The sequence below is a fragment of the Paenibacillus sp. URB8-2 genome (genome assembly GCF_013393385.1).
Taxonomy (GTDB): domain Bacteria; phylum Bacillota; class Bacilli; order Paenibacillales; family Paenibacillaceae; genus Paenibacillus_AQ.
This window is the reverse complement of sequence record NZ_AP023239.1, coordinates 1,423,218-1,445,994: the sequence shown is the minus strand read 5'-3', so window position 1 is coordinate 1,445,994 and position 22,777 is coordinate 1,423,218. Positions and strand designations below refer to the sequence as shown.

Below are 22,777 nucleotides of genomic sequence, written 5' to 3'. Positions count from 1 at the left end.
ACGCTCTATTTACGCTTCGTTCCGGTCAAACGTCTTATTGATAATCATTGTTGCCAAGAGGGACAAGGCGACCAGCACAACGGAAACGGCGCAGGCATAGCCATAGTTGCTCTCCATAAAGGCATAGCGGTAAATCATGTAAGTCAGGGTATAGTTGCTCGTTCCCGGTCCGCCGCTTGTCATTATCAGCATCTGCACAAACGCTCCGATCCCGGAGGTAATCGCAACGATCAGACAGAACTTGTAGTTTTCCTTCATCAGAGGAATGGTCACCTTGCGGTGCGCCATCCATTTGGAGCAGCCGTCAATCGTAGCCGCTTCCATGTACTGTTCGGGAATGGACTTGACGCCCGCGTACAGAAGGCTGAACTGATATCCCATGAACTGCCATGCATTGACGAACGCAATCGCAATAATGGAAACAGTCGGCGATGTGAGCCAGTTCTGCTGGTAAGGAATATGCAGCAGGTTAAAAAGACGGTTGATCAGCCCGTTAGTCGGGTCGTACATGGCAATCCACAATTGGCAGACAACGGTGACGGAAAGCACCACCGGGATAAAATAGGACGTCTTCAGCAATTTGCGTCCCTTGATGCGCGGGTCCGCGCAGGCCAGTGCGAGCACCGTTCCCAGTCCGATCTGAAACACCGCAAGCACAAGCGCGAAGAGAAGGCCGTTGCGAAGAGAAGTAATAAGCAGAGGGTCTTCCAAGAGATCTCTATAGTTGGAAAGCCCATTCCAGGTTGCCGTGCTCAGCCCGTCCCAGTTGAAAAAGCTTCGGTATACGGTCTGAAGCACCGGGTAAATAATGACGACGCTATAGATAAGCAGGGCCGGAAGCAAAAACAGCCCAATGGCTTTTTTATTGCTTAAGTATCTGTTCATGCAGTATGATTCCACTCCTTTTCTTGCAAGAGCAGCCCCGTTTTCCCCAAGGGAAGCCGGAGGCTGCTCCGCACGGACTTTTCTTGAACCCCGTTATTTATTCTCTTTGGCTAGAATCCGGTTAACATTATCTGTAAATTGCTTCACCGTAAAGCCGCTGACCAGCATGTTCTGGGTATTGTCATCGATCACATTTCTGATCTGCACATTGTTAACCGCTGTCGCGTAGCTCTTGACATTCGGCAGAACTTCATCCGCAATCCGCTTCATCATAGGAGGCACTTCTCCGGTCATTGGCTTATCAACTTTGACGGATACGATCGGGCTGCCCAGTACGGTATATTTGTATTCGCTGTATTTTTGCGCAAGGAAGCTTGCCACTTTAACGGCGGTTTCCTTGTTCTTGCTGCTTGGGGACACCGAGAATCCGCCGGGAGAGCCCGCACCGTTTATAAAGCCTTTGCTGCTGTCATAGGTCGCTTCATCCTTGGCCGGCCAGTACATCCAGTCTACCTTGTCGCCAAGCTTCTCCGTGCTGCTGTAAATCTCCCATTGGCCGTTAACGAACATTGCCGCTTTGCCCGAAAAGAATTGGGACGAAGCCTGGTCATAGTTGGTGTTGGTGGCATTGGCGTCGAATAGCCCTGCTTCCTGCAGCTTTTTCATTTGCTCTGCGGCTGTAACAAACGCCGGCGGCAGCGCGGCCGGCTTGCCCGCTTCCAGATCGCCGAAGCCATTAGCGTCTTCCCGTGTTGCCAATCCGGCGTAGAAGGCGGTTGTAATCCATTTTTCCTTGGCGAAGATGGCCATTGGCGTGTAGCCCGCGGCGGAAAGCTTCTTGGCGGCATCGGCCAGCTGATCGACCGTTTTGATTGGCGTCTGAATACCGACCTTTTGGAAGATTTCCTTGTTGTAATAAAGGAGCTGGAACTCAATTCCCGTATAAGGGAAAGCGTACACATGTCCGTCCGAAGCGGTAAGACGGGATTCCAGACCGGTGTTCAGCTTGGATTTGAAATCGGCGGTTTCCGGATAACTGTCGAGCAGCTCCACGTTCTTGGACTTGGCAAAGGTTTGGAGCGTTATCCAGTCCGTCTCGTAAATATCCGGCATGTTACCGGTTGCAGCATACGTTTTCAATTTCTGATATCCGTCCTGCACTGCTTCATCCAGCACAATTTCCACATTCGGCATTTCTTTCTTCAGCTCTTCCACCGCATAGTCGAAAGGCTTGGCGGTATCTTCGTCAAAATGCTGGGCATATATCTTAATTTGAATCTTCTTCGTTCCGTCGCTTGCGCCGCCGCTGTTAGCAGAGGAGGCAGAATTGTCCGATTTATTCCCTCCGCAAGCCGTCAACGAGATCGTCAGGGATAGAGCAGCAAGCACACTAAGCGCTTTCACATATTTCCGTTTCATATTGAATCCCCTTTCTTTTTCTTCTTCTCAAAATTTATCCTCATTCTGAAACCGCTTTTTTGTTAGCGCTTCCAGCTACTTGATGTCTCTTATTATAGAGAAGCCCGCTATGACCGATAAGGGTTAAACCGGGCATAATCGGTAATATACGGGACAATGCGGGGGGAATCGTAAAAAGCGGTCCAGTGCGGACCGCTCCTTGATAGCCTTTAGACAACTATTTTCCGGTCTGCCGAATGCGGATTTCCCGCTGTTCGAACTCCGACGGAGGCATACCGTAATGCTTTTTAAAGCTTTTGCTGAAATAATTCGGGTCGGCATAGCCTACCTTTTCAGCGATTTCCGCCAGCTTGACGTTGCCTTCGGCCAGCAGCTCCTTGGCCTGCTTCATCCGCGTATAGGTGATATAATCGAGAACGGCAATGGCTCCTTCCTTGCGGAATACCTTGCGCAAATAGCTGGAATCAACATACATGCCGCTTGCAACCTGATCCACCGTCAGCTCTGGATCGGAGTAGTTCCTGTGAATATAATCTTTGGCGGCCATAAATAAATTATACGATTTGGACGGACGCGCGTCGGGCCTGTACTCGATGACCTTATGGTACAGGCCGGCAATCCAGTCCTCTATCTCCTCCCAGGAGGACATTTCCCGAAGACGCTGCTCCGGCGAAGCCGTCGGTTTCCACAGGCTCTCCGGGTTCATTCCGATTTCGCCCGCGTGGGACAGACACAACGAGACATAGCCCATCAGAACGGTAAAAGCAAAACGGTCCCCGGTATGCTGAAGCCGAAACAGAGCGATTGTCCGGCCAATTTCGTCCATAGCGGCCTCATGATCGCGCATCTTCAGCGCCATGAGAAGCGTTTCGTGGGTTCCCGGATGAAACTCATGCCGAACCGGTAAAGTTCCTTGTCCGGAAGGCGTGGAGACTTCATTGAACAGCGCGAAGACCTCCTGCGCTGCCTGCTCCACATTGTTACGCAAAGACGCCTCATTCCCTTCGGCTTCGCGATACGATGGGATGAATCCCCCCCGAAGACGCAGAGTTTCTTTTACTTTTCCCATCATGGAGTCGAACTCACGCTGGTCGAACGGCTTGAGCAGATAATCGTGGACACCCAGCCGAACCGCCCTCTGCGCGTATTCAAATTCATTATGGCCGGTTACGAAAACGATCAGCAGTCCGGGCACATTCACCTTCAGCTTCTCGGCCAGCTCCAAACCGTTCATATAGGGCATGCTGATGTCGATCAGCGCCAAATCGGGCAAGTACTGTTTCGCCTCCTCCAGCGCTTCCCGGCCGTTGGCGGCTTCGCAGCAAATCGTAAAGCCGTGTCCGCTCCAGTCCAGCTTGCTGCGCATGTAATAACGGAACAGCGGCTCATCGTCGGCTATCATCACCTTATACATTGCCATCCTTCCCCTCCTTTCCGGGCACCTTCATTTCCATTATCGTCCCTGCTCCCGGCTTGCTCCGCACCGTCAGTCCGTACGGCTCGCCGAAATAGAGCTTGATACGTTCGTATACGCTGTATATTCCGATTGATGCGGGCTTGCCGTTCCCGGAGGTAAACTGCGTAACCCGCAGCACCTGCTCCGGCGACATTCCTACCCCATTATCTATAACGGCAATCGCCGCATCGCCGCCGTCTCTCCTTGCCCGGATGACAATTAATCCCTGACTGCCCTTGGTTTTCAGACCATGGTAAATGGCATTCTCCACCAGCGGCTGAAGCGACAGCTTGGGCACCATCACGTTCTCCAGTTCAATCGGAATATCGATTTCATAGCGCAGCACGTCGGGGTTGCGGACTTGCATAATGTTAAGATAATCCCGGACATTGTCAATCTCGTCTGCAAGCGGTATCAGCTCACTGCCCTTGCTCAGAACCACCCGGTAGAAGTCGGCCAACGCCTTGGTCGTATCCCGAGCTTCCTCGTTCAGTCCCAAATCGTTAAGCACATAAATCGTATCCAGCGTATTATATAAAAAATGAGGCTTGATCTGCGCGTGAATCAGGGCCAGCTCGTACTCCCGCTTGCGGCCCTGTTCCTCGGTTATGGCTTTAAGCAGCTCCTTGATCTGCTGCACCATCGAATTGAAGACCGTGGCGATCAGTCCCGTTTCGTCCTGCGTCGTCACCGGCGAAGAGACATTGATGTCGCCCTCCTTCACCTTTCGCATCGCCTTTGTAACTTGAAGCAAAGGATTCACGATGATCTGGGACAGCTTCCCCGCAAGCAGCAGCGACAGCAGCAGACATAAGGCGCCGAATGCGAAAGTCAGAGCAAAATTCCGGCGGATATCGCCGTTCAGCGTCTGAAGCGAAACGATGTTTACCAGCTTCCAGTTCAACCTGTCGTAAGCGATTAGCGTCGCCAGGCTGCTCCCCTTCCCCGAGCCGACAATGTCAGAAACCGGGGCTTCACGCTCCAGAAGACCCGGAGCTACGCTCGCCGCAAACGGCGTCAGCAGCAGCCGTTCATTGGGCGAAGAGACAATTCTGCCGGAGCCGTCAACAATATAATACTGCTTGGAAGACGAGCTCTCACCCATGACCTGAAGAATCGAAGCGAAGGTTGTCTCCTTGACATTGACAAACAGCGTACCCAGCTGGCTGCCGGTATCCAGGTTGAATACGATCTTACCTAGCGTCAGCACCGGAACAGCGGGGTCGCTTACCATGAAATCCCGCCGTTCCACCGGCAGCCAGCGGCCCACACCGTAGCTGCCCATCAATTTTACCTTTTCCGGCAGGCCGCTGTATAATACCTTCCTATCCCGGCTTTCTTGGGGAGGGTAGGACGAGTACACCCTTCCGGTCACATCGACGAATACGGCCGAGTCCGCATCGGGAAACAGCACAAGGTCAATGGAAAGTCGGCTCTCCATCAGATTACGGAACTTTTCCTCTTGTATCTCCTCGGACGAAGCCGAGCGTTCATCATAAAGACGGATGATATCGGTCGTCATGATATTTGCGCTGCTCTCCGTGTTTTTCACGATGGAGTCAATCTGCGAGAGAATGAGCCGGGACTCGTCCCGGACATTGTTCTTCGTCTTCTCAATCACCGAGCGGCTGAACATTTCACCGGACAGCAGACCAAGCGCAAGCAGCGGAAAGATGATCAGCGGCAAAAATATAAGGACGATCTTTCTGCGGATCGGCAGTCTTCCGAACCATTCCGATATACCGTTTCGCACTCCCATACCACCTTCCCCTTGATTGCGCTTGCAAAATGTACGCCGGCTTCCATTCAATCATAGCATTCACTGATCAACTCAAGCTGAGTTTCATTATTTGTGCTCCTTTAAAGAAAGTCAAATTATTTTGACAAAAAAGCGCGGAGGGCTCAAGGTTCCGATGAATCCGAACGATGAAAAGCTCTCCGCGCCTTAGGCCGCGCTAGGGCGACCCTGTGGAACTTCAATGATCCAAAGCTAACCGCTACCGGCCAACAACAAAAGTCAAGACGACCAGCACCAGCGTCAGCGTCACGCAGATGCCTTCAACGGCCCCGCCCTTCTTCGTGCCAGTGCTCATCAGCTTCAGACGAAGCTTAAAGGGCAGGGGAGGCAGCGGTGTGATGCCCCGCTGGGTGAGCGAGTCCGCGAGCAGATGCAGCGCGTATGACAGACCGCCGGCAATCCACAGGATGTCCCCGCCTTCTATTCCCCTCCCGGCAAAATAAAGCAGCGCCGTCCACCCGGCTATGCCGTACAGGGTATGGGTCAGTCCCCGGTGGGGAACCAGCGCGGCAATGACCAGAATACAACCGGCGATCGTATTCCACGGATCATAGGCGCTCCCGAACGCTATCAGTCCTACTGCGATCAGCAGCATGATGAGCTTGCGCAGCCTTCGTCCCGGCAGAAACGCCACGCTGCCAATGAGCAACGCCAGCACGATATTCCAGGGATATGGCGCAATATCCGCAAAATACAGAAAAACGGCGGCGGCGATTAACGTTAACTGCAGCGCACGCAGCAAAAAGGTGGGAACCGCCTTGCGTACGAGCAGCGAATTCGGTTCATCGATGTCGGGCAGCAGCGAGCTGAGCGCCGCTACGGCGACGGCGGGAACTGTGATATGACAGCCGGCCAGCTGCATGGCCGACAGAGTGACCCCGGTGCTGATCACCAGGTGGGATTTGCCCATCATCGCTATGCAACGCCCCTTTCTAAGATGCTATGAAGAAATGGCTGCGCCGTCCTCTAAACGGGACAGCACCATTTCTTACAAACGCGAACAAATGTGCGGCTATCGAAGTATAACAAGCCTCTTTCCTTTTGTCCAGTCCGTATTTATGCGATTGTTCTCCCCTTATTTTTAGGATACAATTTAGTCAAATTGTCCGTTTCCCAAACAGCGGACTTACTAAGGAGAGAAACCGAATGTACAAGCTGATTGCCATCGATATTGACGATACGCTGATCAATGACGACAAGGAAGTAACCCCCGCCACACAGCAGGCGCTGGAAGCGGCAGTTGCCGCTGGTGTAGTCGTTACGCTTGCCACCGGACGCGCCTACGCATCCGCCCAGGCCATTGCCCGCCAGACCGGACTTAACGTGCCGATCATTACATATCAGGGCTCCCTGGTTAAGAACCTGATCGACGAGAAAGTGCTGTACGAGCGCTATGTGCCTCAGAACGCGGTTCATAAAGTCTTTAAGTATTGCATTGAACACGACCTGCATCTGCAAACCTATATTGACGACAAGCTGTATTCCCGCGAGGAGAACCAGAAGCTGGTCGATTATGCAACGCTGAACAAGACCCAATATTACATTGAACCGGATTGGGAAAAGCTTGCCTCGATCAAGACACCCAAGCTGCTGATTATCGACGATCCAGACTTCCTTGACGAACTGTCGCCCAAACTCCGGGAGCTGCTCGGCAGCGAGGTTCACATTACCAAATCGAAGCCGCACTTTCTCGAGATCATGCACAGCGAAGGCACGAAAGGGCTGGCGCTTGAATTTCTGGCAGACTATTTCGGCTGCTCCTTGTCCGAGACAATCGCGGTCGGCGACTCCTGGAACGACCATGAAATGCTGGAGACTGCCGGTCTTGGCGTAGCGATGGGCAATGCCATTCCCGCGCTGAAGGAAATTGCGAACTATATAACGGCAAGCAATAACGAGGACGGCGTCAAGCAGGTTATTGATAAATTCATCTTGCAATAACCACTCTCAACAGCCTTTAACCAATACATTTTTACAACAAAAAGGAAAAGGGAGCGCAAGCCCGAACAATACGGGTCTTGCGCTCCCTTTGTTTGTATTTGCAAGTGCTCGCCGTGAATCTTAAATTTCGGCGTGAAACGCCGGACGATAAAGCTTCACCCAGTCCAGAACAAACTCGGCGGCGTTCACGGCCGCCAGATCAAGATGGGAAGTGAACAGCCCTTCCGCCTCGCTGCCGGCGAGATCGGAAATGGCGCGCACCGCCAGAAACGGCACACCGAAACGGTACGCGGTTTGAGCGATCGCGGCACCTTCCATATCCGTCGCCAGCGATTCCGGAAACCGCCCGCGGATGAAGTCGGCTGCCTCTTTACTGCCGATAAAAGAATCGGCGGTCGTAATCAGGCCCGTCAAGACTCTCCCGTCCTGCTTCCGGGCGGCGGCCAACTGCCGAGCAAGCGCCAGAAATTCCTCCGGCACAGGATAACGGGCCGGCATACGCGGCACTTGACCGTATTCGTACTGGAGAAAAGCCGTCGCGTCGACATCGCTGTACGCCAGCTCCGTCCCGACGACGACATCGCCGATCCGCAAGCTGCTTCCAATACCGCCGGCAGCGCCGGTATTAATAATCAGCTCCGGCTGATACCGCTCGATTAGAAGCGTCGTCGTCAGCGCCGCGTTGACTTTGCCGATGCCGCTTTGCAGCAGCACAATGTCCCGCCCCTCCAAAGTTCCGCTGTAATAACTGCCTCCAGCCGCTTCCGTTCTCCGGACATTTTCCAGCCGGCTTCGCAAGACTTCAACCTCTTCTTCCATTGCGCCAATGATCGCTATGCTCATCGTTTCTCTCCTTCAGCCGGGGCATCGATTGCACTTAGCCCGGCATGTCTCCCCTTAGCGGCTGGCAGCGGCGGTTTCGCGTGCGCGAAGCGCCGAAACAAGACTCTCCAGCTCTTCCATCGCATCCGCCACTTTCACCGCATCGTACGTTCCCTGCATCCGATGGATGGACGCGCTTGGTTCAACCGCGCGGGCAGCGACGATGAGCCGCCCCTCACGGGTCAGACCGCCTAGCCCCATGTCCTTCAGGGTGCCAGGCAGCCCGATCTCTCCATAGAACGGAAGAAGACGGCCGATCTCCTCCCGTTTTCCTTCAAGAACGAGCTGGACAAGCACTCCGTAAGCTACCTTGCTCCCGTGCAGCAGCTGGTGAGTCTCCGGCAGAATCGTCAGGGCATCGTGAATGGAATGCGCGCCCGCGGTACGGCCGTAGTCTTCGCCGAAGCCGCCCACAAGGCCGGCGGTCAGTATATTCGTCTCCACGACTCTTACGAAAGCGTCGTTCAGCTCCCCCGCCTTCTGCGCGGCAAGCGCTTCGGCGCTGTGGGCCGTCAGATTGTCGCGGCATCGGCGCGCGGCATAATGAGCCAGCGCGATCTCTTCGGACGGGGAGGGTAAATGGGCGATAATCGCGTCGGCTTCATACCATTTGGCCAGTGTATCCCCGATCCCCGCGACCAGCAGCTCCGGAGGTGAATCCAGTATCACCCGCGGGTCCAGCAGAACGAGCGAGTTGCTGTGAGGATAGACTTCGAAGCCGACCATCGTTCCGGCCTCGTCATACATGACGCTGAGGGAAGACCAGGCCGAGCAGGTTGCCGCCAAGGTAGGCAAAATGATAACGGGAATCCGCAGCAGCGCCGCCGCTGCCTTCGCCGAATCGCTGACCTTGCCTCCGCCGACGGCGATAATGGCCTGAAGCCCGAGACGGGTCACCTCCGAGGCGATCACATCCCGCTCGGCGTAGGTGCACTCTCCTCCGTAACGATAAAACTGAAGCTCAAGCCGCTTGAAATCGGGAAAATAGCCCTTCGCCGCTTCCCATGAACGCCCGCCGCGCACGACGAGTGCGGAGGAAATCCCCCTGCGCTCCAGATGATGCTCAAGTCCGTTCCAGCAGCCTTGCCCGCAAATATATTCCTGCGGAGCCGCGCGAACGATCAGTGTATCTTCCACCCTTCTCATTCCTCCTTCGTTTTCCACCGTTCAAGTTCACAGTTCAAGATTTTACGGTCCGCCTGCCGCTAATCCCGGCGCGCCTTGCGGGCAAGCCGGTTACCAGCGGATTGTATGCCCTGAACAAACACGATAAGAATAGCAACCGTAACTAGAATGACGAAAGTATCAAATCGCTGGTAGCCGTAGGATATGGCGAGATCGCCGATGCCTCCCCCGCCGACCGTTCCGGCCATCGCAGTAGCGCCGATGAGTCCGATGGTCGCGGTGGTCATCGTCAGGATCAGGGAACCGAACGCCTCGGGGAGCAGAAAATGCCAGATCACCTGAAACGTCGTCGCTCCCATCGCTTCAGCCGCTTCCATGATTCCGGGACTGACCTCCAGCAGGGAGTTCTCGACCAGCCGGCCGATATACGGCGCCACATAGACGACCAACGGAACGATGGCGGCGCTGGTCCCAATGGAAGTATGAACGAGCATACGGGTGAAAGGAATGATGGCGACCAGCAAAATAATGAACGGCAGCGACCGGACCACATTGATCACCGGACCCAGCACCCCGTATACGAATCTGTTTTGCAAAATGCCTCCGGGCCGGGTAATAACTAGCACAATGCCGATCGGTATTCCAAGCAATGCCCCGAAAAAAAGCGATACGCCCACCATGACCACCGTTTCGCGCAGCGCCTGAAACAGCTGATCGGCGGTGATAATCGTATTCATACGGCTTTCACCTCCTTAATCTTTCTCTGCTCTACACCCTCTTCGACATCCCCGGCTGCCGAAAAGCTTTGAAACTCCCGAAGCTCCTGAATTTCCACGCCCCGTGTTCCAAGAAATTCCACTGCCCGGAAAATATCCTTGTCCTCGCCCTGTATCTGCAAGATCAAGGTTCCAAGCGTGGTATTCTGGATTTCGCTCATATTGGCAAACAGGATATTGACCCTGACGTTATATTTTCGGATCAGGCTGTCGATAATCGGCTCCGAGGCGTTTCCGCCTACGAATTTCAGTTTGAACAGCCGCCCCGCTCCTTCGGGACTCAGCGTACGCAGTACACTTTCCGGAACGGAGGTTTGGATAACGGTCCGCACGAAGCTCTCCGTAGTGGGATGCTGCGGATTGCCGAAGACTTCCAGCACCTCGCCCTGCTCGATGATCTCACCTTTTTCCATAACGGCCACCTTGTTGCAAATTTGCTGAATGACGGCCATTTCATGTGTGATGATGAGAATGGTGATATGGTACTGTTCGTTGATCTTTTTGAGCAGATCCAAAATGGATTTGGTTGTCTGCGGATCAAGCGCCGAGGTGGCTTCGTCGCACAAAAGAATCGAAGGATTGCTCGCCAGCGCTCTGGCTATGCCCACCCGCTGCTTCTGGCCTCCCGACAGCTCTTTCGGATAACTGTCCGCTTTGTCGCTTAGCCCGATAAACCGCAGCAGCTCGGTCACGCGCTCCCGGATACGATTCTTGTCCTGCTTCAGCAGCACGAGCGGAATGGCGATGTTGTCGTATACCGTCTTGGATTCCAGCAGATTGAAATGCTGAAAAATCATCCCGATCTTCTTCTTGGCCTTGCGGAGCTGCGCCGGCGAGAATTGATCCAGCGCTTCACCTTCCACCAAGACCCGGCCTTTTGTCGGCCGCTCCAGATAATTTACCATCCGGATCAGTGTGCTTTTGCCGGCGCCGCTGTACCCGATGACACCGAAAATATCGCCTTTATTCACCCGTAAGTTTACGCCTTTCAGCGCTTCGATCGTCTGTCCTTTGCGTTTAAACGTTTTGTGAATGTCCTGTAATTCGATCATCCTCGTCGGCTCCCCTCGCTTGACTGAACGGCAGACCTGTGGAAGATTCCCGTCTTGGCGATCCGCTCGGCGGCTTCCAGAAGCTGTTCCTCGCTGTTCACCAGTCCGATCCGCACATAGGAATCGCCCTGCGAGCCGAATCCCTCGCCCGGTGCGACCGCCACATGAGCCTCTTCCAGCAGTTTCTCGGCAAATTCCCGCGAACGATAGCCTGCCGGCACTTTAAACCAGGCGAAAAAGGTTCCTTTGGGAGCGGAAACGTCCCATCCGATGCTGCGCAGCTTCGATACTAAAGAATCGCGCCTGCGTTCATAGCATCCGGTCAGCTGCTTCACATTGCCCTGAGGCCCAAGCAGAGCGTCTGCTGCCGCATCCTGCACCGCTCCGAATATCGTGCTGTACGCATGGGTGTGATACAGCTTAAGGGCGGTGATGACCGAAGCGTTGCCGACAGCGAACCCGAACCGCCATCCCGCCATATTGTAGGTCTTGGACAGCGTATTGATCTCCACGCCGTACTCCTTGCCCCCGGGGATCTGCAGAAGACTAATCGGCTTATGCCCGTCGAAACCGAACGCGCCGTATGCAAAATCGTTCACCACCGGAAAATGATGCTCGGCGGCCAAGGCGATGGACTGCTCGAAGAATGTCCGCGTCGCCACTGCTCCGGTAGGATTGTTCGGGTAATTGAGCAGCAGCAGTTTGACGCGGCGAACGATTTCTTCGGGAACCGTCCGGTAATCCGGCAGAAATCCGTCCTTCTCGTATACCGGGATCGCGTGCACCTCCGCCCCGGCCAGCGCAGCGGCGGCATTATAAGGCGGATAGGCCGGGTTGGCCGTCAGCAGAACATCGCCGGTTCCGAGCAATGTTTGTGCAATCCCCATAATTCCGGTGCTCGACCCGTGAAATACGGCGATTTCCGTTTCCGGGTCCAGATCAACGTCATACTCGCGCTTGTAAAAGGCGGCGACGGCTTCAAGCGTACTCTTTTTCCCGTAAAAAGGAGGGTATCCATGGTTCTCCGGCCTGTCGGCCGCTTCCTTCAAGCTGTGGACAATATGCTCCGGGGTCAGCTGATCCGGATTTCCGCTGGACAGATCGATAATATCTATACCTCTGCTGCGATAGTCGGCCACTTTTTCCTTAAGTGCCCTGAAATAGTGCTCGGGAAGCCGGCCGATGACTGCCGAAGGTTTAAAATTCGCCATGATGACACCTCCTTCTGATCTTTATTCGTTGAAATAGGCCGGCAATTTGTAGCCTTCATAAGCCGGATTGGATTTGATGTAGTCCTTGAATTCCTGGGAATGATAGCCTTCGATGATATCCTTTACGAACTGCTTGTCTTTATTTTTGCTGTCCACAGCGACAATGTTGGTGAACGGGTCCGTCATATTTTCAAGGTTCAGCGCCGTGGTGAGTTTAATGTTATTCGCTATGGCGAAGTTGCCCTGAATGGCGGCAAAATCCACATCCTGAAGCGCCTGGGGACCCTGCGCGGGCTCCGTCGCCACAAATTCAATGTTATGCGGATTGGAAGTTACGTCGTTAAGCGAGGTTTGCAGCGGATCAATATTATCCTTCAGCGTAATCCAGCCTACTTCTTTCAGAATCGTCAATGCCCGCAGCATGTTGACCGGTTCGTTCGGAAGATTGACCTGCGCGCCGTCGGTGATTTCATCCAGACTCTTGTGCTTCTTGGAATACAGGCCCATCGGAGGCGTCGGAACCTGAACTGCGCCAATCAGGCTGATGCCTTCTCTTTTGTTGATCGATTCAAGGTAAAGGGAATGTTGAAACACATTGGCGTCAATCTCCCCGTTCGCTACGGCCACATTCGGTTGAATGCCGTCCGTGAACTCCTTATATGTAATCTTGTATCCCTTTTTCTCAAGGTAAGGCGAAACGCCATTTTTGAATTGATCGCTGTAAGGCCCCGGATTAAAGCTGATGCGCAGCGTTTTGGCTTCCTGCTCCGAACCGTTTCCTGACGAAGCGGCATTGGAGCTTTCACCGCAGCCCGATATTAGAAGTGCAACAGCCATAATTACGAATAACGGCGACATCCATTGAATCTTTCTTTTTTTCATTCCAGTTTCCCCCTTAAATATCCACTTTGATAGATTGTCCGATTTTATAACTTTTCCCATTAAATTAATCGGATTTTAATTTTTTTATATCATAGTATGCATCTTTATTACTGTCAATACGTCAGAAACTGCGGTTTTAGCTGTGTTTATTAATTCTATTGAATAAGTATGAGTTGCTGGTTTACATTAAATTCCGAGTATGTTACTTTGAAATAAGAGTACGACTCATAGAATCATAGAATCAACATGTGAAAGGAAGAGACCCATGGCTAAAGTCGAAAGTTTTCAATTGGATCATACGAAAGTTAAAGCTCCTTATGTACGCGTTGCCGGAACAGAGCGAAACGGAACAGGCGCCGTCCTGCAAAAATACGATTTAAGACTGCTGCAACCGAATACCGACGCGCTGCCGACTGCGGCCCTTCATACGCTGGAGCATCTCCTGGCAACCTATCTTCGCGATGAGCTGCCCGGAATTATCGATATTTCGCCCATGGGATGCCGCACCGGCTTCTATCTGATCATCTGGAACGAGCACGAGCCGGCAGCAGTCGCTGCGGCGCTGACCAAAGTGCTGCACAAAGTTCTGGAGACGGAGACCGTACCGGCCGTCAGCGCGCTGGAATGCGGCAACTATAAGGACCATTCCCTCTTCGGAGCGAAGGAATACGCCAAGCTTGTGCTTGAGGCGGGCATCAGCGACGATCCCTTCACACGCAAGTGAGGAGCGGGAAAGAGATATGCTGACGATCAATTTGACCGGCAGGACGCTGGTCATAACCGGAGGTCTGTCCGGAATCGGCAAAGGTATCGCGGATCTGTTTCTGGTAGCCGGAGCCAATGTCGTTATCGGAGATATCGCCTGTGAAGGTGAGGAGCGGCGGGGGGAACGGCTGGCAGTTATCCGCTGCGATGTTACCCGGGAGGAAGACGCCGATAAACTGATCGACTTTGCCGTAAGGACATTCGGAAGAATCGATTTCGTGGTGAACAACAGCGGGATTTCAACGATGGATTTTGCGGTGGACATCAAGGAAAGCGACTGGAATAAAGTGATGGACGTCAACGCCAAGGGCGTCTTTCTCGTCTCCAAGGCAGGCGCGGCGCAAATGCTGCGGCAAGGCGGCGGAGGACGCATCATTAATATCGCCTCGCAGGCCGGGAAGAACGGCTATCGCTGTATGGGAGGATATGTCGCCTCCAAGCATGCCGTTCTCGGATTCACTAAGGTTATGGCTCTGGAGCTTGCCCGCGAGCAAATCCTTGTGAACGCGGTATGTCCGGGCATTGTCGAGACGGACATGAAGCGGCGCGAACGCGTGGAAGGAGCACAGCTGCGCGGCATGACGCCAGAGGACATTCTGGCCGAGGACTGTTCGCAGGTGCCGCTGGGCCGGACGGCGCAGCCGGAGGATGTCGCGAACGTCGTGCTTTTTCTGGCCAGCCCTCTTGCGTCATACATGACCGGACAGGCGATCAATGTAACTGGCGGCATGACCATGAATTAGGCGAAGCGAAAGCAGGGCCGGGAAATACGTAATGTAAGAAGAAACGGCTTCGCCGTCCTCTGGAAGAGGAAGGCATCCGTTTCTCGTAAAAATATCAGATTAAGGATAAGCGCGAAGCTTATCCTTAATCTGATATTTCAAGAAGAAACGGCTTCACCGTCCTTTTAGGGAGCTTATGCTTCCGAAGTAGCGATACGATTATCGCTTTTAGGCACCGTTTCTCGTAGAAATATAAGTCAAAATGATAAGCGCCCGGCTTATAAAGTCTTATATTTGAACGCGAAAAAAGGAGCGAATCTTCCGCGGCAAGCGGTCGGTTCGTTCCTTTTTTACAGCTGGTGCCATCTTGTTCGCGCCGTTCCTTCCCTCCGGCACTTGTCGCTCTCCCGCTCCGTTATCGGGGCTTCAAGCGATCCGGATGACAGCGACAGGCTCCATCCTTCCGGGCACGAACCTATTCGTATTCAATGCCCCTTACTTTGGCGAACACTTTCGTGTTCTCTAGCTCTCCGTTCTCTCCTCGCCGGTTGTTTCGGTAAATGCCTTCCAGTGTAAAGCCCGCACGCTCCGCGACCGCCGCGCTTTTGACGTTCTTCGCGTTGCACCGGATCTCGATCCGGTTCGCCTCAAGCTCGCGGATGGCGAAATCGGCAATTCCGTTCACCGCCTCCGTAATATAACCCTTCCCCGCGCAGGAGGTTCGAATCCAGTAGCCGGTCTCGAAGCTGCGGATATCCCAGTCGATCCGGTGTAGGCCGCTGCTCCCGATCAACTCTCCCGTGTGCTTATTGAAAATAAGCATATGCAGCTCCGAATGCTTCAAATACTCCACTCTTGCCAGCCGTATATGCTTCTCCGAGTCCTCCAGGGTGGGGGCGGTTCGGGCAAACGGCATCCACGGCCGCAGCTCCTCCAGACTTTCCAGAATCGCCTCGTTCATCGCGGTGCCGTCTCCCCACAACGGTGCGCGGATCAGCAGCCGCTCGGTCTCCAACCTTTCAGGAATGGATAGCATGATAGGATCAACAGAATGAGTCATGGCAGTCCCTCCGGGATTACAAAGTAATACCATTATATCACTCGTTTCCCCATGAGAAAGCCAGGTTTTTTAAACTAATCTTGTCCGGCGCCGTCTCCTTCTCCATACCGGCCAAGCGCGCCGATGATGACGTCCCACAGTTTCTCATGATCGAGACCGAGGGCTGTGTTAATATTGGGCGGACGGCCCGTAACGCCGTGAATATCCACCAGGGTCATGCCGTAACTTAGTTCGCCCTTGGTCTCCACCGTAACGTTCAGGAACCTGCAGTCAAAGATCGCCGGATCAATGCAGTACACCACGCTGCATACATCATGTACGGGCGGATGGTCGAAATTGAAAAACTGCTTGTAGGTCCGGCCAAAATATTGGAGCAGTTCGTAGGCAAAGCCGCTTACCCGGTTGCCGAGCGCCCCTATCCGGCCGTTAATATCGGGAGTAGCCAGCGCCTGATGGGTCGCGTCCAGTCCGATCATCGTTACCGGAGCTCCGCTCCCGAACACGATTTGCGCGGCCTCCGCATCCGCCCAAATATTAAACTCCGCGGCCGGCGTCCAATTTCCGAACGTCCCGCCTCCCATCAGGACGATCTCCTGAATTTTCGGCACGATACGGGGCTCGCGCCGGAGCGCCAGTGCGATATTGGTCAGCGGGCCTACCGGCACAAGTGTAATATCACCTTCCGACTCCATGAGCCTGCGGATAATCAGATCGACGGCATGCTCCTCAGCCGCCTGCAGGGATGGTTCTGGCAGCACAGGCCCGTCCATGCCGGAGCTTCCGTGAATGGCCGGCGCCGCCTCCCCGTTTCTTACTAGAGGACGGCCCGCGCCCGGAGCGACCGGCACATTGCCAATGCCGGCCATTTCGCATACTTTTAGCGCGTTCAGAGTCGTTTGGTCCAGTCCCGCGTTGCCGGCTACCGTGGTAATGGCCAGCAGATCGAGAGCCGGATGAGCCGCGGCGACCAGAATGGCAATCGCATCGTCATGACCGGGATCGCAATCGATAATGATCTTTCGCTTCATGATTGTGTTCACTCCAAGCCTGATCCGTATACCGGACGTCAGTTATCCTTTAACCGCTCCCGCGGTCATGCCGGCGGTCAGATATTTTTGAACCGAGAGATAGAAGAGAAGCGTGGGAACGAGCACGATCGTCAACCCCGCCATTTGCAGCGTGTAGCTGCGGTTATACTGACCCGCGAAATTGGCCAGACCGAGCGGAAGCGTCTTGAGCGCGCTATCGCTGATCAGCACCAGCGCGAAGGAGAATTCATTCCAGTTATTCAGGAAATTGATGATAAAGGCGGTCGCCAGCGCGGGCGTAAGCATCGGAATAATCAGTCGTCCAAAAACACCCATCACACTGCAGCCATCCACAATTCCGGCCTCTTCCACCTCTTTCGGAAAAGCGTTCATGAAGCCCGCCAGAATAAAGATCGTTATCGGCAAATTGAAGGCCGTATAGGGAAACAGCAGGGTCAGCCGGTTATCCAATAGATTAAAAGTGCGCATTTCGATAAACAGCGGTACGAGTGTGGCGTGGATCGGAATCAGCATGCCGAAGGTAAAATAGACAAGCAGGAAGCCCTTCGATTTGAACTCAAACCGGCTTAAAAAGAACGCCGCCAAAGCTCCGACCAGCAGCGTGAGCACGACCGAAGCCAGCGTAACCGTAATGCTGTTGACAAGATACGGACCCAGCTTCGCAACTTTCCAGGCTTCAATATAATTGCTCCACATCGGCTTGCGGGCCACTCCGAACGGATTCATGGACAGCTCCTGCTCCGTTTTCAGCGAATTGAGAATCATCCACAGCAGAGGATAAATGTTAACCGCGAGCAGCAGCAAAAGGACAAGGCGGTGGATATGAGCCGACAAGGGCCGTTTGAGCAGCAGTCGTTGTACCATGGACAAAAAATCACCTCTTCAGAGATCGCATCATGAACTGGCTTATCATAATCAGGCCAAAGCTGATAATGATAATAGCCGTGGAAATCGCGCTTCCGTACCCATATTTCATCGAGTTGAAGGTCTGGGCGAACATATAAGTGGCTCCTACTTCCGTGGAATGGTTCGGTCCTCCGTTCGTCATGATGAAGATCAAATCGAACGCGCGGAGCGCGCCGCTGATGCACAGCACCACAGAAGCAAAAATCGTATCCGCGATAATCGGCACCACAATATTCCAGGTCCGTTTAAAACCGACGGCACCATCCAGTTCGGCCGCTTCCAGCACCTCCGACGGCACATTTTGCAGCGCTGCCAGAAATATCACCATGTACAGCCCGGTATACTGCCAGACCACCACAATACAGAGTACAAAGATCGCCAGCTTGGGATTGCCAAGCCAGTTCTGCGCCCAGTGGTCCAGACCGAAGGCCCGCAGCGCCGTATTAACAAGGCCAAATTGATAATTGTAAAACATATTCCAGATCAAGGAAACAACGATTGTGGAGATGACGACAGGCATGAAGAAGACCGTTCGAAAAATGCCGTCTCTGCGGAACAGCTTGCCGTTCAGCATAATCGCAAGATACAAGCCAAGCGGGATTTCTCCCAGCACGGAGAAAAGTACAAAATAAAGATTGTTCCGGATGGACTGCCAAAATACGCCGTCGCCGATCAAATTGACGTAATTCTGAAGCCCGTGCCACTGTTTCGGCGAGAAACCGTCCCATTTGAACAACGAGAAATAGATGGAGCTGAGAATCGGATAGACCGAGAACAGGGTATAGATCAGCAGGGCCGGAAGGAGTCCGGCGGCTATTATCCATTTACGGCGAAGAAGAATCTCCATGCGCGGTACCTCCGGGTAAAAGTGAAGGCGGAGAGCCCCTGAAAGCCTGCTCTCCGCCTGAAGAACATTATTGGCCCAATTCCTTCTGCAGTTCCTCCGCTACGGCCTCCGGAGCGCTTCCGCCTGGCGTAGTCAGTCCTTGAAGGCCGTTTTTGGTTGCCGCGACTACGGTAGCGGGCATTACGATATCAAATACCGGAGTAACTTCCTTGACATCTGCAAGCGCGCCGGTCATTTCTTTAAACAGCGGATCGATATCCGCAGGCGCCTCTACATTGGCCGGAACCATATTTCCCGACCGGATAATATTTTGGTAGGATTGTTCACTGTACATGAACTGCAAAAACTTCTCGGCTGCCGCCTTTTTGGTCTCGTCCAGCTTTGCGTTCAAGACAACTCCCTGATTCGTCGCACCCGGCATCGTGGACATGCTGCCTTTGCCTTCCTCAATTTGCGGGAATACGGCGAAGCCTACTTCAAAATCCGCAGCCTTATCCATGGAAATTTGCTTGACTCCCCAGCTGCCGTCTACATACATAGCTGTATTGCCGGAGAGGAACAGGTTGGTCGCCTGCACATTGTCAATACTGTTCAAATCAACGTTAAACGCTCCCATATCGGAAAGCTCCTTGATATCTTTCAGAGCGTTAATAAAATCCGGGCCGGTAAACTTCTGTTCTCCGGACTTGATTTTCGCATAAAGATCCGGCCCCGAGATTCTTTCATTAAGAGGCGACAGAAGAGACGACAGCAGGACGCTGCCCGTTTTATTGCCATAGGCGATTGGAGTAATATTTTTAGCCTTCAGATCCTTCACCATCGCTTTGAAAGCTTCATACGTCTTCGGAAATTCGGTATAACCGGCATCCTTCATTATTTTTTTGTTGTAAAAAATGACCGTAGCGTATGAAACCTCGCCCGGAATCCCGTACTGCTTGCCATCGACATTAAACTCCTTGATTTTCGAGGACGGTAAAAAATCTTCCTTCCAGTTGCCCATCATATCGTCAATCGGCATCAGCGCGCCGGAACGGGCGATCTGTTCAAACGTGGAACCCCCGCCGATCATCAGAATCAAATCCGTTAATTTGCCTGCAGCCGCGGTCGTGCTTAATTTTACCGGGTAATCATTATAGGGAATCGTTTCAATGTCCAGCTTGATATCCGGATTGGCTTCCTGGAAAGCCATTGCATTTTTATAATAGACGCCTGTAAAAGGATCGTTTTCCGACCATGTTGTCATAAAAGAGAGCACAACCGGCTCTTTCTTCGCTTCGCCCGATTGGCCCGAGGCAGTGTCCGCGTTATTGGACTGTCCGCAAGCCGATAACACGGCTATCATGGCAGCCACCAGCATGCTTGTCCCGATTTTTTTCGTCCACTTGATCTTCATTAAATGCCTCCTTATGGTCATAGTTCAGCAAGCAACGACGATTGCAGCGTTCCGAAACTATCCCCCTTTCTTTGTATAATTATGCTGACCCCTTGCTCTCCGCCATGTCAGTTAAGATGACGCACATTATTAGGTTTGTCAGAATTAATCACACCTTAGCATTGTTTCAAATTCCGGAACACTAGACAGTCTGTCAAAAGGCTAATATTTAAATTTTGCATAATTAGCAATGTAAATGATTAAACTAGAATCCTTGGTGATTTGTGGATATTTAATCGAAAAAACGAATAAAAACCGTCACATGAATGTGACGGCTTTCGTTAAATTTATGTTTCGTCTGAACACGTGCGATGCGTAATATCTGTCCATTATCCGATGAAAGAGAGCTTCCATCTTTACACCAATCGGCCTTGATCTTCAGGACCTAAGCGTCATTCTTCAATCCGGCGCCCCAGCGTCACGTTCATCCCTGCATACCCCAGCTCCACATTTTCCGGCAGGTCATAAGACTTCCGAAGATCCACGTCATGCGACATATGCGTATAAACGGCCCGGCGCGGCTTCACATCCGCAAGCAAATCGGCCGCCTCGGTCATGTCATAGACGGAACGGGTCGACAGTTCGGCTTCCTCATGATAAAAGCTGGTGCCCAGCACGAGCAGATCGGCTTCCCGCATTAACCGTGTCTCCTCGTCTCCCAAGGAGATCGAATCCGGGCAGTATACCCAGGCGTAGCCTTCTTTTTCCAGACGAAAAGCGTAAGAGTAACCATTCTTGCCGTGGTTCACTCTCCAGGCGGCGATTTGCCACCCGTCCAGCACGATCCCTTCATCTAGAGGCATCAGTTCGATATGGCTACCCAGCCAGGGATACTGCCGTAAAATGACCGGGATGACCTCCGCCGGCGCATACAGCTCGCCCTTGATCCCTACCCAGCGGCAGGCATCCGCCCATTCCGGCAGACCGCCGATATGGTCAAAGTGGGCGTGGGTAACCAGCAGTCTGCGCATAACGCGAATGCCAAGGTTCTCCATCTGCCGGCGCCAGTCCGGCCCGCAGTCGATCACGAAGAAATCGTCGCCGCTCTCAACCAGCACAGAGGACCGCAGCCGCGCATTCATTCCGCTTGTTCTCGCTTCTTCGCATACCGGGCAGCCGCAGTACACCCTCGGCGTACCCATGGCGTCGCCCGTGCCCAGGAACTTCAAAGTATCCATTCTCTGCTCCCCCTTCTAATTTCGCTTGGAAAATTCAGCCTGTCTCCTATTATAAAATAGGAAAGCGCTGTCTGCCTAATGCGGCAAAAGTTCGTTCTCCGGGATTAGGCAGAACAAGACGTGCAGCTTATTGACTCATCAAGAAGAAACGCCTAACGGCGTCTTTTAAAGACGCAGGTGCGCTTCTCGTAGAAATATAAGTCAAAATATAAGCGCTTAGCTTATAAATTCTTATATTTAAAAAAAGCAGACCGCCCTCTCTCATGAAGGGTTGTCTGCTTTTTCCATAACCTTAAATTCCCGCAAGCACCTCGTACCATACGCCCCGTTTCGAGTACAGCGTGCTGCGTACCTTGTCCCATCCGCCCAAATAGTTGATATCGAATAACCCCGAAGGGACAGGGAAACGGTTCTTATTTGCTTCGTACACCTGTCGGTCAACAGGCCGGAAACCATGCTCGGCGAAAATCTCCTGCGCCTGAGGCGACACCAGGAAATCGACGAAGGCCTCGGCCGCCTTCCGGGTGCCGTGCTTATCGGCATATTTATCGACCACCGCCGCCGGATTCTCGATCAGAATCGTATCCTTGGGAATGACCACTTCATACTTCACGCCCTGGGCGATTCGTGCCAGCAGTTCATTCTCATAGGTTACAATGACATCGCCGACACCATACTCGAACGCAGCCATCGATGCGCGTCCGCTCTTGTCCAGCGACTCCACATTGGAGTGGACGTCTGCCAGGAAGGCTTTGGCCGCCTCCGGTTCCTTATGCCCTTCCTTCTCCTCCGACCGCTTCAGTCCAGCGCCATAGATCGCGTTGATATCCCACTGCGCGCCGCCCGAGGTCTTCGGATTGGGGTACAGCACATTAACACCGGGCTTCGTCAAATCGGTAAAATCCTTAATCCCCTTCGGGTTGCCTTCGCGGGTACCCATCACGACGATCGAACGCGTCACCATGCCGTTCTCGCCCCGTTTCTGCCAGGATGGGTTCACAAGCCCGGCTTTGACGAGCTTGCCCACATCACCCTCCATCGCCAGAAGCGTCACATCGGCCTCGAACCCGCCGGCAATCGCGCGGGCCTGAGTCCCCGAAGCTTCGTACGACTGCTGAAACGTTATCGTTTGTCCGGTTTCAGCCTTCCACTTCTCCGCAAACAGCGGCAAAATATCCGCCATCGCATCCTTAGCCACGCTGTACGCGCCAATAACCAAGGTTACATCGCCTTTTGCCGCTGCATTAGCCGCCGTGCCTTTCTGTTCCGTCCCGCAGGCGGTGAGTGTCAGCGCCAGCAGCAATACGGCCAGCCATCCGTGCAGTTGTCTGCTCCTTCTGAAAAGCTTCATTCCCAAGCCTCATTCCTTCCCAAGTCGCCCCGCCAAAACA

The 22,777-nt window shown here is 53.3% G+C and carries 21 protein-coding genes; 3 read left to right on the top strand and 18 right to left on the bottom strand.

Annotated features, from left to right (window positions below):
* Positions 1-9 precede the first annotated feature (9 nt).
* The 5 genes from PUR_RS06790 to PUR_RS06770 form a co-directional block, all read right to left on the bottom strand.
* Positions 10-885, bottom strand: coding sequence for a carbohydrate ABC transporter permease (locus tag PUR_RS06790; RefSeq protein ID WP_179034580.1), 876 nt, complete (start codon positions 883-885; stop codon positions 10-12).
* Between the two features lie 93 nt (positions 886-978).
* The gene (locus tag PUR_RS06785; RefSeq protein WP_179034579.1) at positions 979-2,304 is read right to left on the bottom strand and encodes an ABC transporter substrate-binding protein; all 1,326 of its coding nucleotides are present in this window, start codon (positions 2,302-2,304) and stop codon (positions 979-981) included.
* Positions 2,305-2,521: 217 nt separating this feature from the next.
* Complete coding sequence (locus PUR_RS06780) at positions 2,522-3,724, bottom strand: response regulator transcription factor (protein WP_232101743.1); 1,203 nt, start codon at positions 3,722-3,724, stop codon at positions 2,522-2,524.
* The gene (locus tag PUR_RS06775; RefSeq protein ID WP_179034578.1) at positions 3,711-5,519 is read right to left on the bottom strand and encodes a cache domain-containing sensor histidine kinase; all 1,809 of its coding nucleotides are present in this window, start codon (positions 5,517-5,519) and stop codon (positions 3,711-3,713) included. The genes PUR_RS06780 and PUR_RS06775 overlap by 14 nt, the downstream gene beginning before the upstream one ends.
* 238 nt (positions 5,520-5,757) lie before the next feature.
* Complete coding sequence (locus PUR_RS06770) at positions 5,758-6,471, bottom strand: metal-dependent hydrolase (protein ID WP_179034577.1); 714 nt, start codon at positions 6,469-6,471, stop codon at positions 5,758-5,760.
* A 233-nt stretch (positions 6,472-6,704) separates the two neighbouring features.
* Here PUR_RS06770 and PUR_RS06765 point away from each other — a divergent pair, with 233 nt between their 5' ends.
* Complete coding sequence (locus PUR_RS06765; RefSeq protein ID WP_179034576.1) at positions 6,705-7,499, top strand: Cof-type HAD-IIB family hydrolase; 795 nt, start codon at positions 6,705-6,707, stop codon at positions 7,497-7,499.
* Between the two features lie 120 nt (positions 7,500-7,619).
* On the opposite strand, the gene PUR_RS06760 is transcribed toward PUR_RS06765, so the two are convergent.
* Genes PUR_RS06760 through PUR_RS06735 form a run of 6 tightly spaced genes read right to left on the bottom strand, consistent with a single transcriptional unit; the run spans position 7,620 to position 13,427 of the window.
* Positions 7,620-8,342 (bottom strand): 5'-methylthioadenosine/adenosylhomocysteine nucleosidase, encoded by a 723-nt coding sequence (locus PUR_RS06760; RefSeq protein ID WP_179034575.1) that lies wholly within the window; start codon positions 8,340-8,342, stop codon positions 7,620-7,622.
* A gap of 54 nt (positions 8,343-8,396) precedes the next feature.
* On the bottom strand, positions 8,397-9,527 hold the full coding sequence (locus tag PUR_RS06755; protein ID WP_179034574.1) for an iron-containing alcohol dehydrogenase family protein: 1,131 nt from the start codon (positions 9,525-9,527) through the stop codon (positions 8,397-8,399).
* A 59-nt stretch (positions 9,528-9,586) separates the two neighbouring features.
* The gene (locus PUR_RS06750; RefSeq protein WP_124695460.1) at positions 9,587-10,243 is read right to left on the bottom strand and encodes a methionine ABC transporter permease; all 657 of its coding nucleotides are present in this window, start codon (positions 10,241-10,243) and stop codon (positions 9,587-9,589) included.
* On the bottom strand, positions 10,240-11,334 hold the full coding sequence (locus PUR_RS06745; RefSeq protein ID WP_179034573.1) for a methionine ABC transporter ATP-binding protein: 1,095 nt from the start codon (positions 11,332-11,334) through the stop codon (positions 10,240-10,242). The genes PUR_RS06750 and PUR_RS06745 overlap by 4 nt, the downstream gene beginning before the upstream one ends.
* Positions 11,331-12,545, bottom strand: coding sequence for an aminotransferase class I/II-fold pyridoxal phosphate-dependent enzyme (locus PUR_RS06740; protein ID WP_179034572.1), 1,215 nt, complete (start codon positions 12,543-12,545; stop codon positions 11,331-11,333). Before PUR_RS06740 ends, PUR_RS06745 begins: the two co-directional genes overlap by 4 nt.
* Before the next feature lie 21 nt (positions 12,546-12,566).
* The gene (locus PUR_RS06735) at positions 12,567-13,427 is read right to left on the bottom strand and encodes a MetQ/NlpA family ABC transporter substrate-binding protein (RefSeq protein WP_179034571.1); all 861 of its coding nucleotides are present in this window, start codon (positions 13,425-13,427) and stop codon (positions 12,567-12,569) included.
* Positions 13,428-13,692: 265 nt separating this feature from the next.
* Between PUR_RS06735 and PUR_RS06730 the strand changes: the two genes are divergently transcribed.
* Both PUR_RS06730 and PUR_RS06725 read left to right on the top strand, forming a co-directional pair.
* A complete protein-coding gene (locus tag PUR_RS06730; RefSeq protein ID WP_179034570.1) occupies positions 13,693-14,151 on the top strand; it encodes an S-ribosylhomocysteine lyase in 459 nt (152 codons plus the stop codon).
* A 16-nt stretch (positions 14,152-14,167) separates the two neighbouring features.
* The gene (locus PUR_RS06725) at positions 14,168-14,935 is read left to right on the top strand and encodes an SDR family NAD(P)-dependent oxidoreductase (protein WP_179034569.1); all 768 of its coding nucleotides are present in this window, start codon (positions 14,168-14,170) and stop codon (positions 14,933-14,935) included.
* Positions 14,936-15,389: 454 nt separating this feature from the next.
* On the opposite strand, the gene PUR_RS06720 is transcribed toward PUR_RS06725, so the two are convergent.
* The 7 genes from PUR_RS06720 to PUR_RS06690 form a co-directional block, all read right to left on the bottom strand.
* Positions 15,390-15,974, bottom strand: coding sequence for a GNAT family N-acetyltransferase (locus tag PUR_RS06720; protein ID WP_179034568.1), 585 nt, complete (start codon positions 15,972-15,974; stop codon positions 15,390-15,392).
* A gap of 74 nt (positions 15,975-16,048) precedes the next feature.
* A complete protein-coding gene (locus PUR_RS06715; RefSeq protein WP_179037789.1) occupies positions 16,049-17,005 on the bottom strand; it encodes a nucleoside hydrolase in 957 nt (318 codons plus the stop codon).
* Positions 17,006-17,044: 39 nt separating this feature from the next.
* Positions 17,045-17,887 (bottom strand): carbohydrate ABC transporter permease, encoded by an 843-nt coding sequence (locus PUR_RS06710; protein ID WP_179034567.1) that lies wholly within the window; start codon positions 17,885-17,887, stop codon positions 17,045-17,047.
* Between the two features lie 10 nt (positions 17,888-17,897).
* On the bottom strand, positions 17,898-18,776 hold the full coding sequence (locus PUR_RS06705; RefSeq protein WP_179034566.1) for a carbohydrate ABC transporter permease: 879 nt from the start codon (positions 18,774-18,776) through the stop codon (positions 17,898-17,900).
* A 67-nt stretch (positions 18,777-18,843) separates the two neighbouring features.
* Complete coding sequence (locus PUR_RS06700) at positions 18,844-20,169, bottom strand: ABC transporter substrate-binding protein (RefSeq protein ID WP_179034565.1); 1,326 nt, start codon at positions 20,167-20,169, stop codon at positions 18,844-18,846.
* A 431-nt stretch (positions 20,170-20,600) separates the two neighbouring features.
* Positions 20,601-21,386 carry an MBL fold metallo-hydrolase gene (locus tag PUR_RS06695; protein WP_179034564.1) on the bottom strand — a complete coding sequence of 262 codons (786 nt, stop codon included), beginning with the start codon at positions 21,384-21,386 and terminating at the stop codon, positions 20,601-20,603.
* Between the two features lie 292 nt (positions 21,387-21,678).
* Entirely contained in the window at positions 21,679-22,737 is a 1,059-nt protein-coding gene (locus tag PUR_RS06690) for a sulfate ABC transporter substrate-binding protein (protein ID WP_179034563.1), read from the bottom strand.
* Between the last annotated feature and the right edge of the window lie 40 nt (positions 22,738-22,777).

What these genes read in the sequence shown, in the direction of transcription:
- PUR_RS06785 (WP_179034579.1), bottom strand. Translation starts at nt 2,304, where the DNA reads ATGAAACGGAAATATGTGAAAGCGCTTAGTGTGCTTGCTGCTCTATCC.
- PUR_RS06710 (WP_179034567.1), bottom strand. Translation starts at nt 17,887, where the DNA reads ATGGTACAACGACTGCTGCTCAAACGGCCCTTGTCGGCTCATATCCAC.
- PUR_RS06705 (WP_179034566.1), bottom strand. Translation starts at nt 18,776, where the DNA reads ATGGAGATTCTTCTTCGCCGTAAATGGATAATAGCCGCCGGACTCCTT.
- PUR_RS06780 (WP_232101743.1), bottom strand. Translation starts at nt 3,724, where the DNA reads ATGGCAATGTATAAGGTGATGATAGCCGACGATGAGCCGCTGTTCCGT.
- PUR_RS06775 (WP_179034578.1), bottom strand. Translation starts at nt 5,519, where the DNA reads ATGGGAGTGCGAAACGGTATATCGGAATGGTTCGGAAGACTGCCGATC.
- PUR_RS06690 (WP_179034563.1), bottom strand. Translation starts at nt 22,737, where the DNA reads ATGAAGCTTTTCAGAAGGAGCAGACAACTGCACGGATGGCTGGCCGTA.
- PUR_RS06720 (WP_179034568.1), bottom strand. Translation starts at nt 15,974, where the DNA reads ATGACTCATTCTGTTGATCCTATCATGCTATCCATTCCTGAAAGGTTG.
- PUR_RS06790 (WP_179034580.1), bottom strand. Translation starts at nt 885, where the DNA reads ATGAACAGATACTTAAGCAATAAAAAAGCCATTGGGCTGTTTTTGCTT.
- PUR_RS06695 (WP_179034564.1), bottom strand. Translation starts at nt 21,386, where the DNA reads ATGGATACTTTGAAGTTCCTGGGCACGGGCGACGCCATGGGTACGCCG.
- PUR_RS06730 (WP_179034570.1), top strand. Translation starts at nt 13,693, where the DNA reads ATGGCTAAAGTCGAAAGTTTTCAATTGGATCATACGAAAGTTAAAGCT.
- PUR_RS06735 (WP_179034571.1), bottom strand. Translation starts at nt 13,427, where the DNA reads ATGAAAAAAAGAAAGATTCAATGGATGTCGCCGTTATTCGTAATTATG.
- PUR_RS06755 (WP_179034574.1), bottom strand. Translation starts at nt 9,527, where the DNA reads ATGAGAAGGGTGGAAGATACACTGATCGTTCGCGCGGCTCCGCAGGAA.
- PUR_RS06750 (WP_124695460.1), bottom strand. Translation starts at nt 10,243, where the DNA reads ATGAATACGATTATCACCGCCGATCAGCTGTTTCAGGCGCTGCGCGAA.
- PUR_RS06760 (WP_179034575.1), bottom strand. Translation starts at nt 8,342, where the DNA reads ATGAGCATAGCGATCATTGGCGCAATGGAAGAAGAGGTTGAAGTCTTG.
- PUR_RS06770 (WP_179034577.1), bottom strand. Translation starts at nt 6,471, where the DNA reads ATGATGGGCAAATCCCACCTGGTGATCAGCACCGGGGTCACTCTGTCG.
- PUR_RS06765 (WP_179034576.1), top strand. Translation starts at nt 6,705, where the DNA reads ATGTACAAGCTGATTGCCATCGATATTGACGATACGCTGATCAATGAC.
- PUR_RS06745 (WP_179034573.1), bottom strand. Translation starts at nt 11,334, where the DNA reads ATGATCGAATTACAGGACATTCACAAAACGTTTAAACGCAAAGGACAG.
- PUR_RS06725 (WP_179034569.1), top strand. Translation starts at nt 14,168, where the DNA reads ATGCTGACGATCAATTTGACCGGCAGGACGCTGGTCATAACCGGAGGT.
- PUR_RS06740 (WP_179034572.1), bottom strand. Translation starts at nt 12,545, where the DNA reads ATGGCGAATTTTAAACCTTCGGCAGTCATCGGCCGGCTTCCCGAGCAC.
- PUR_RS06700 (WP_179034565.1), bottom strand. Translation starts at nt 20,169, where the DNA reads ATGAAGATCAAGTGGACGAAAAAAATCGGGACAAGCATGCTGGTGGCT.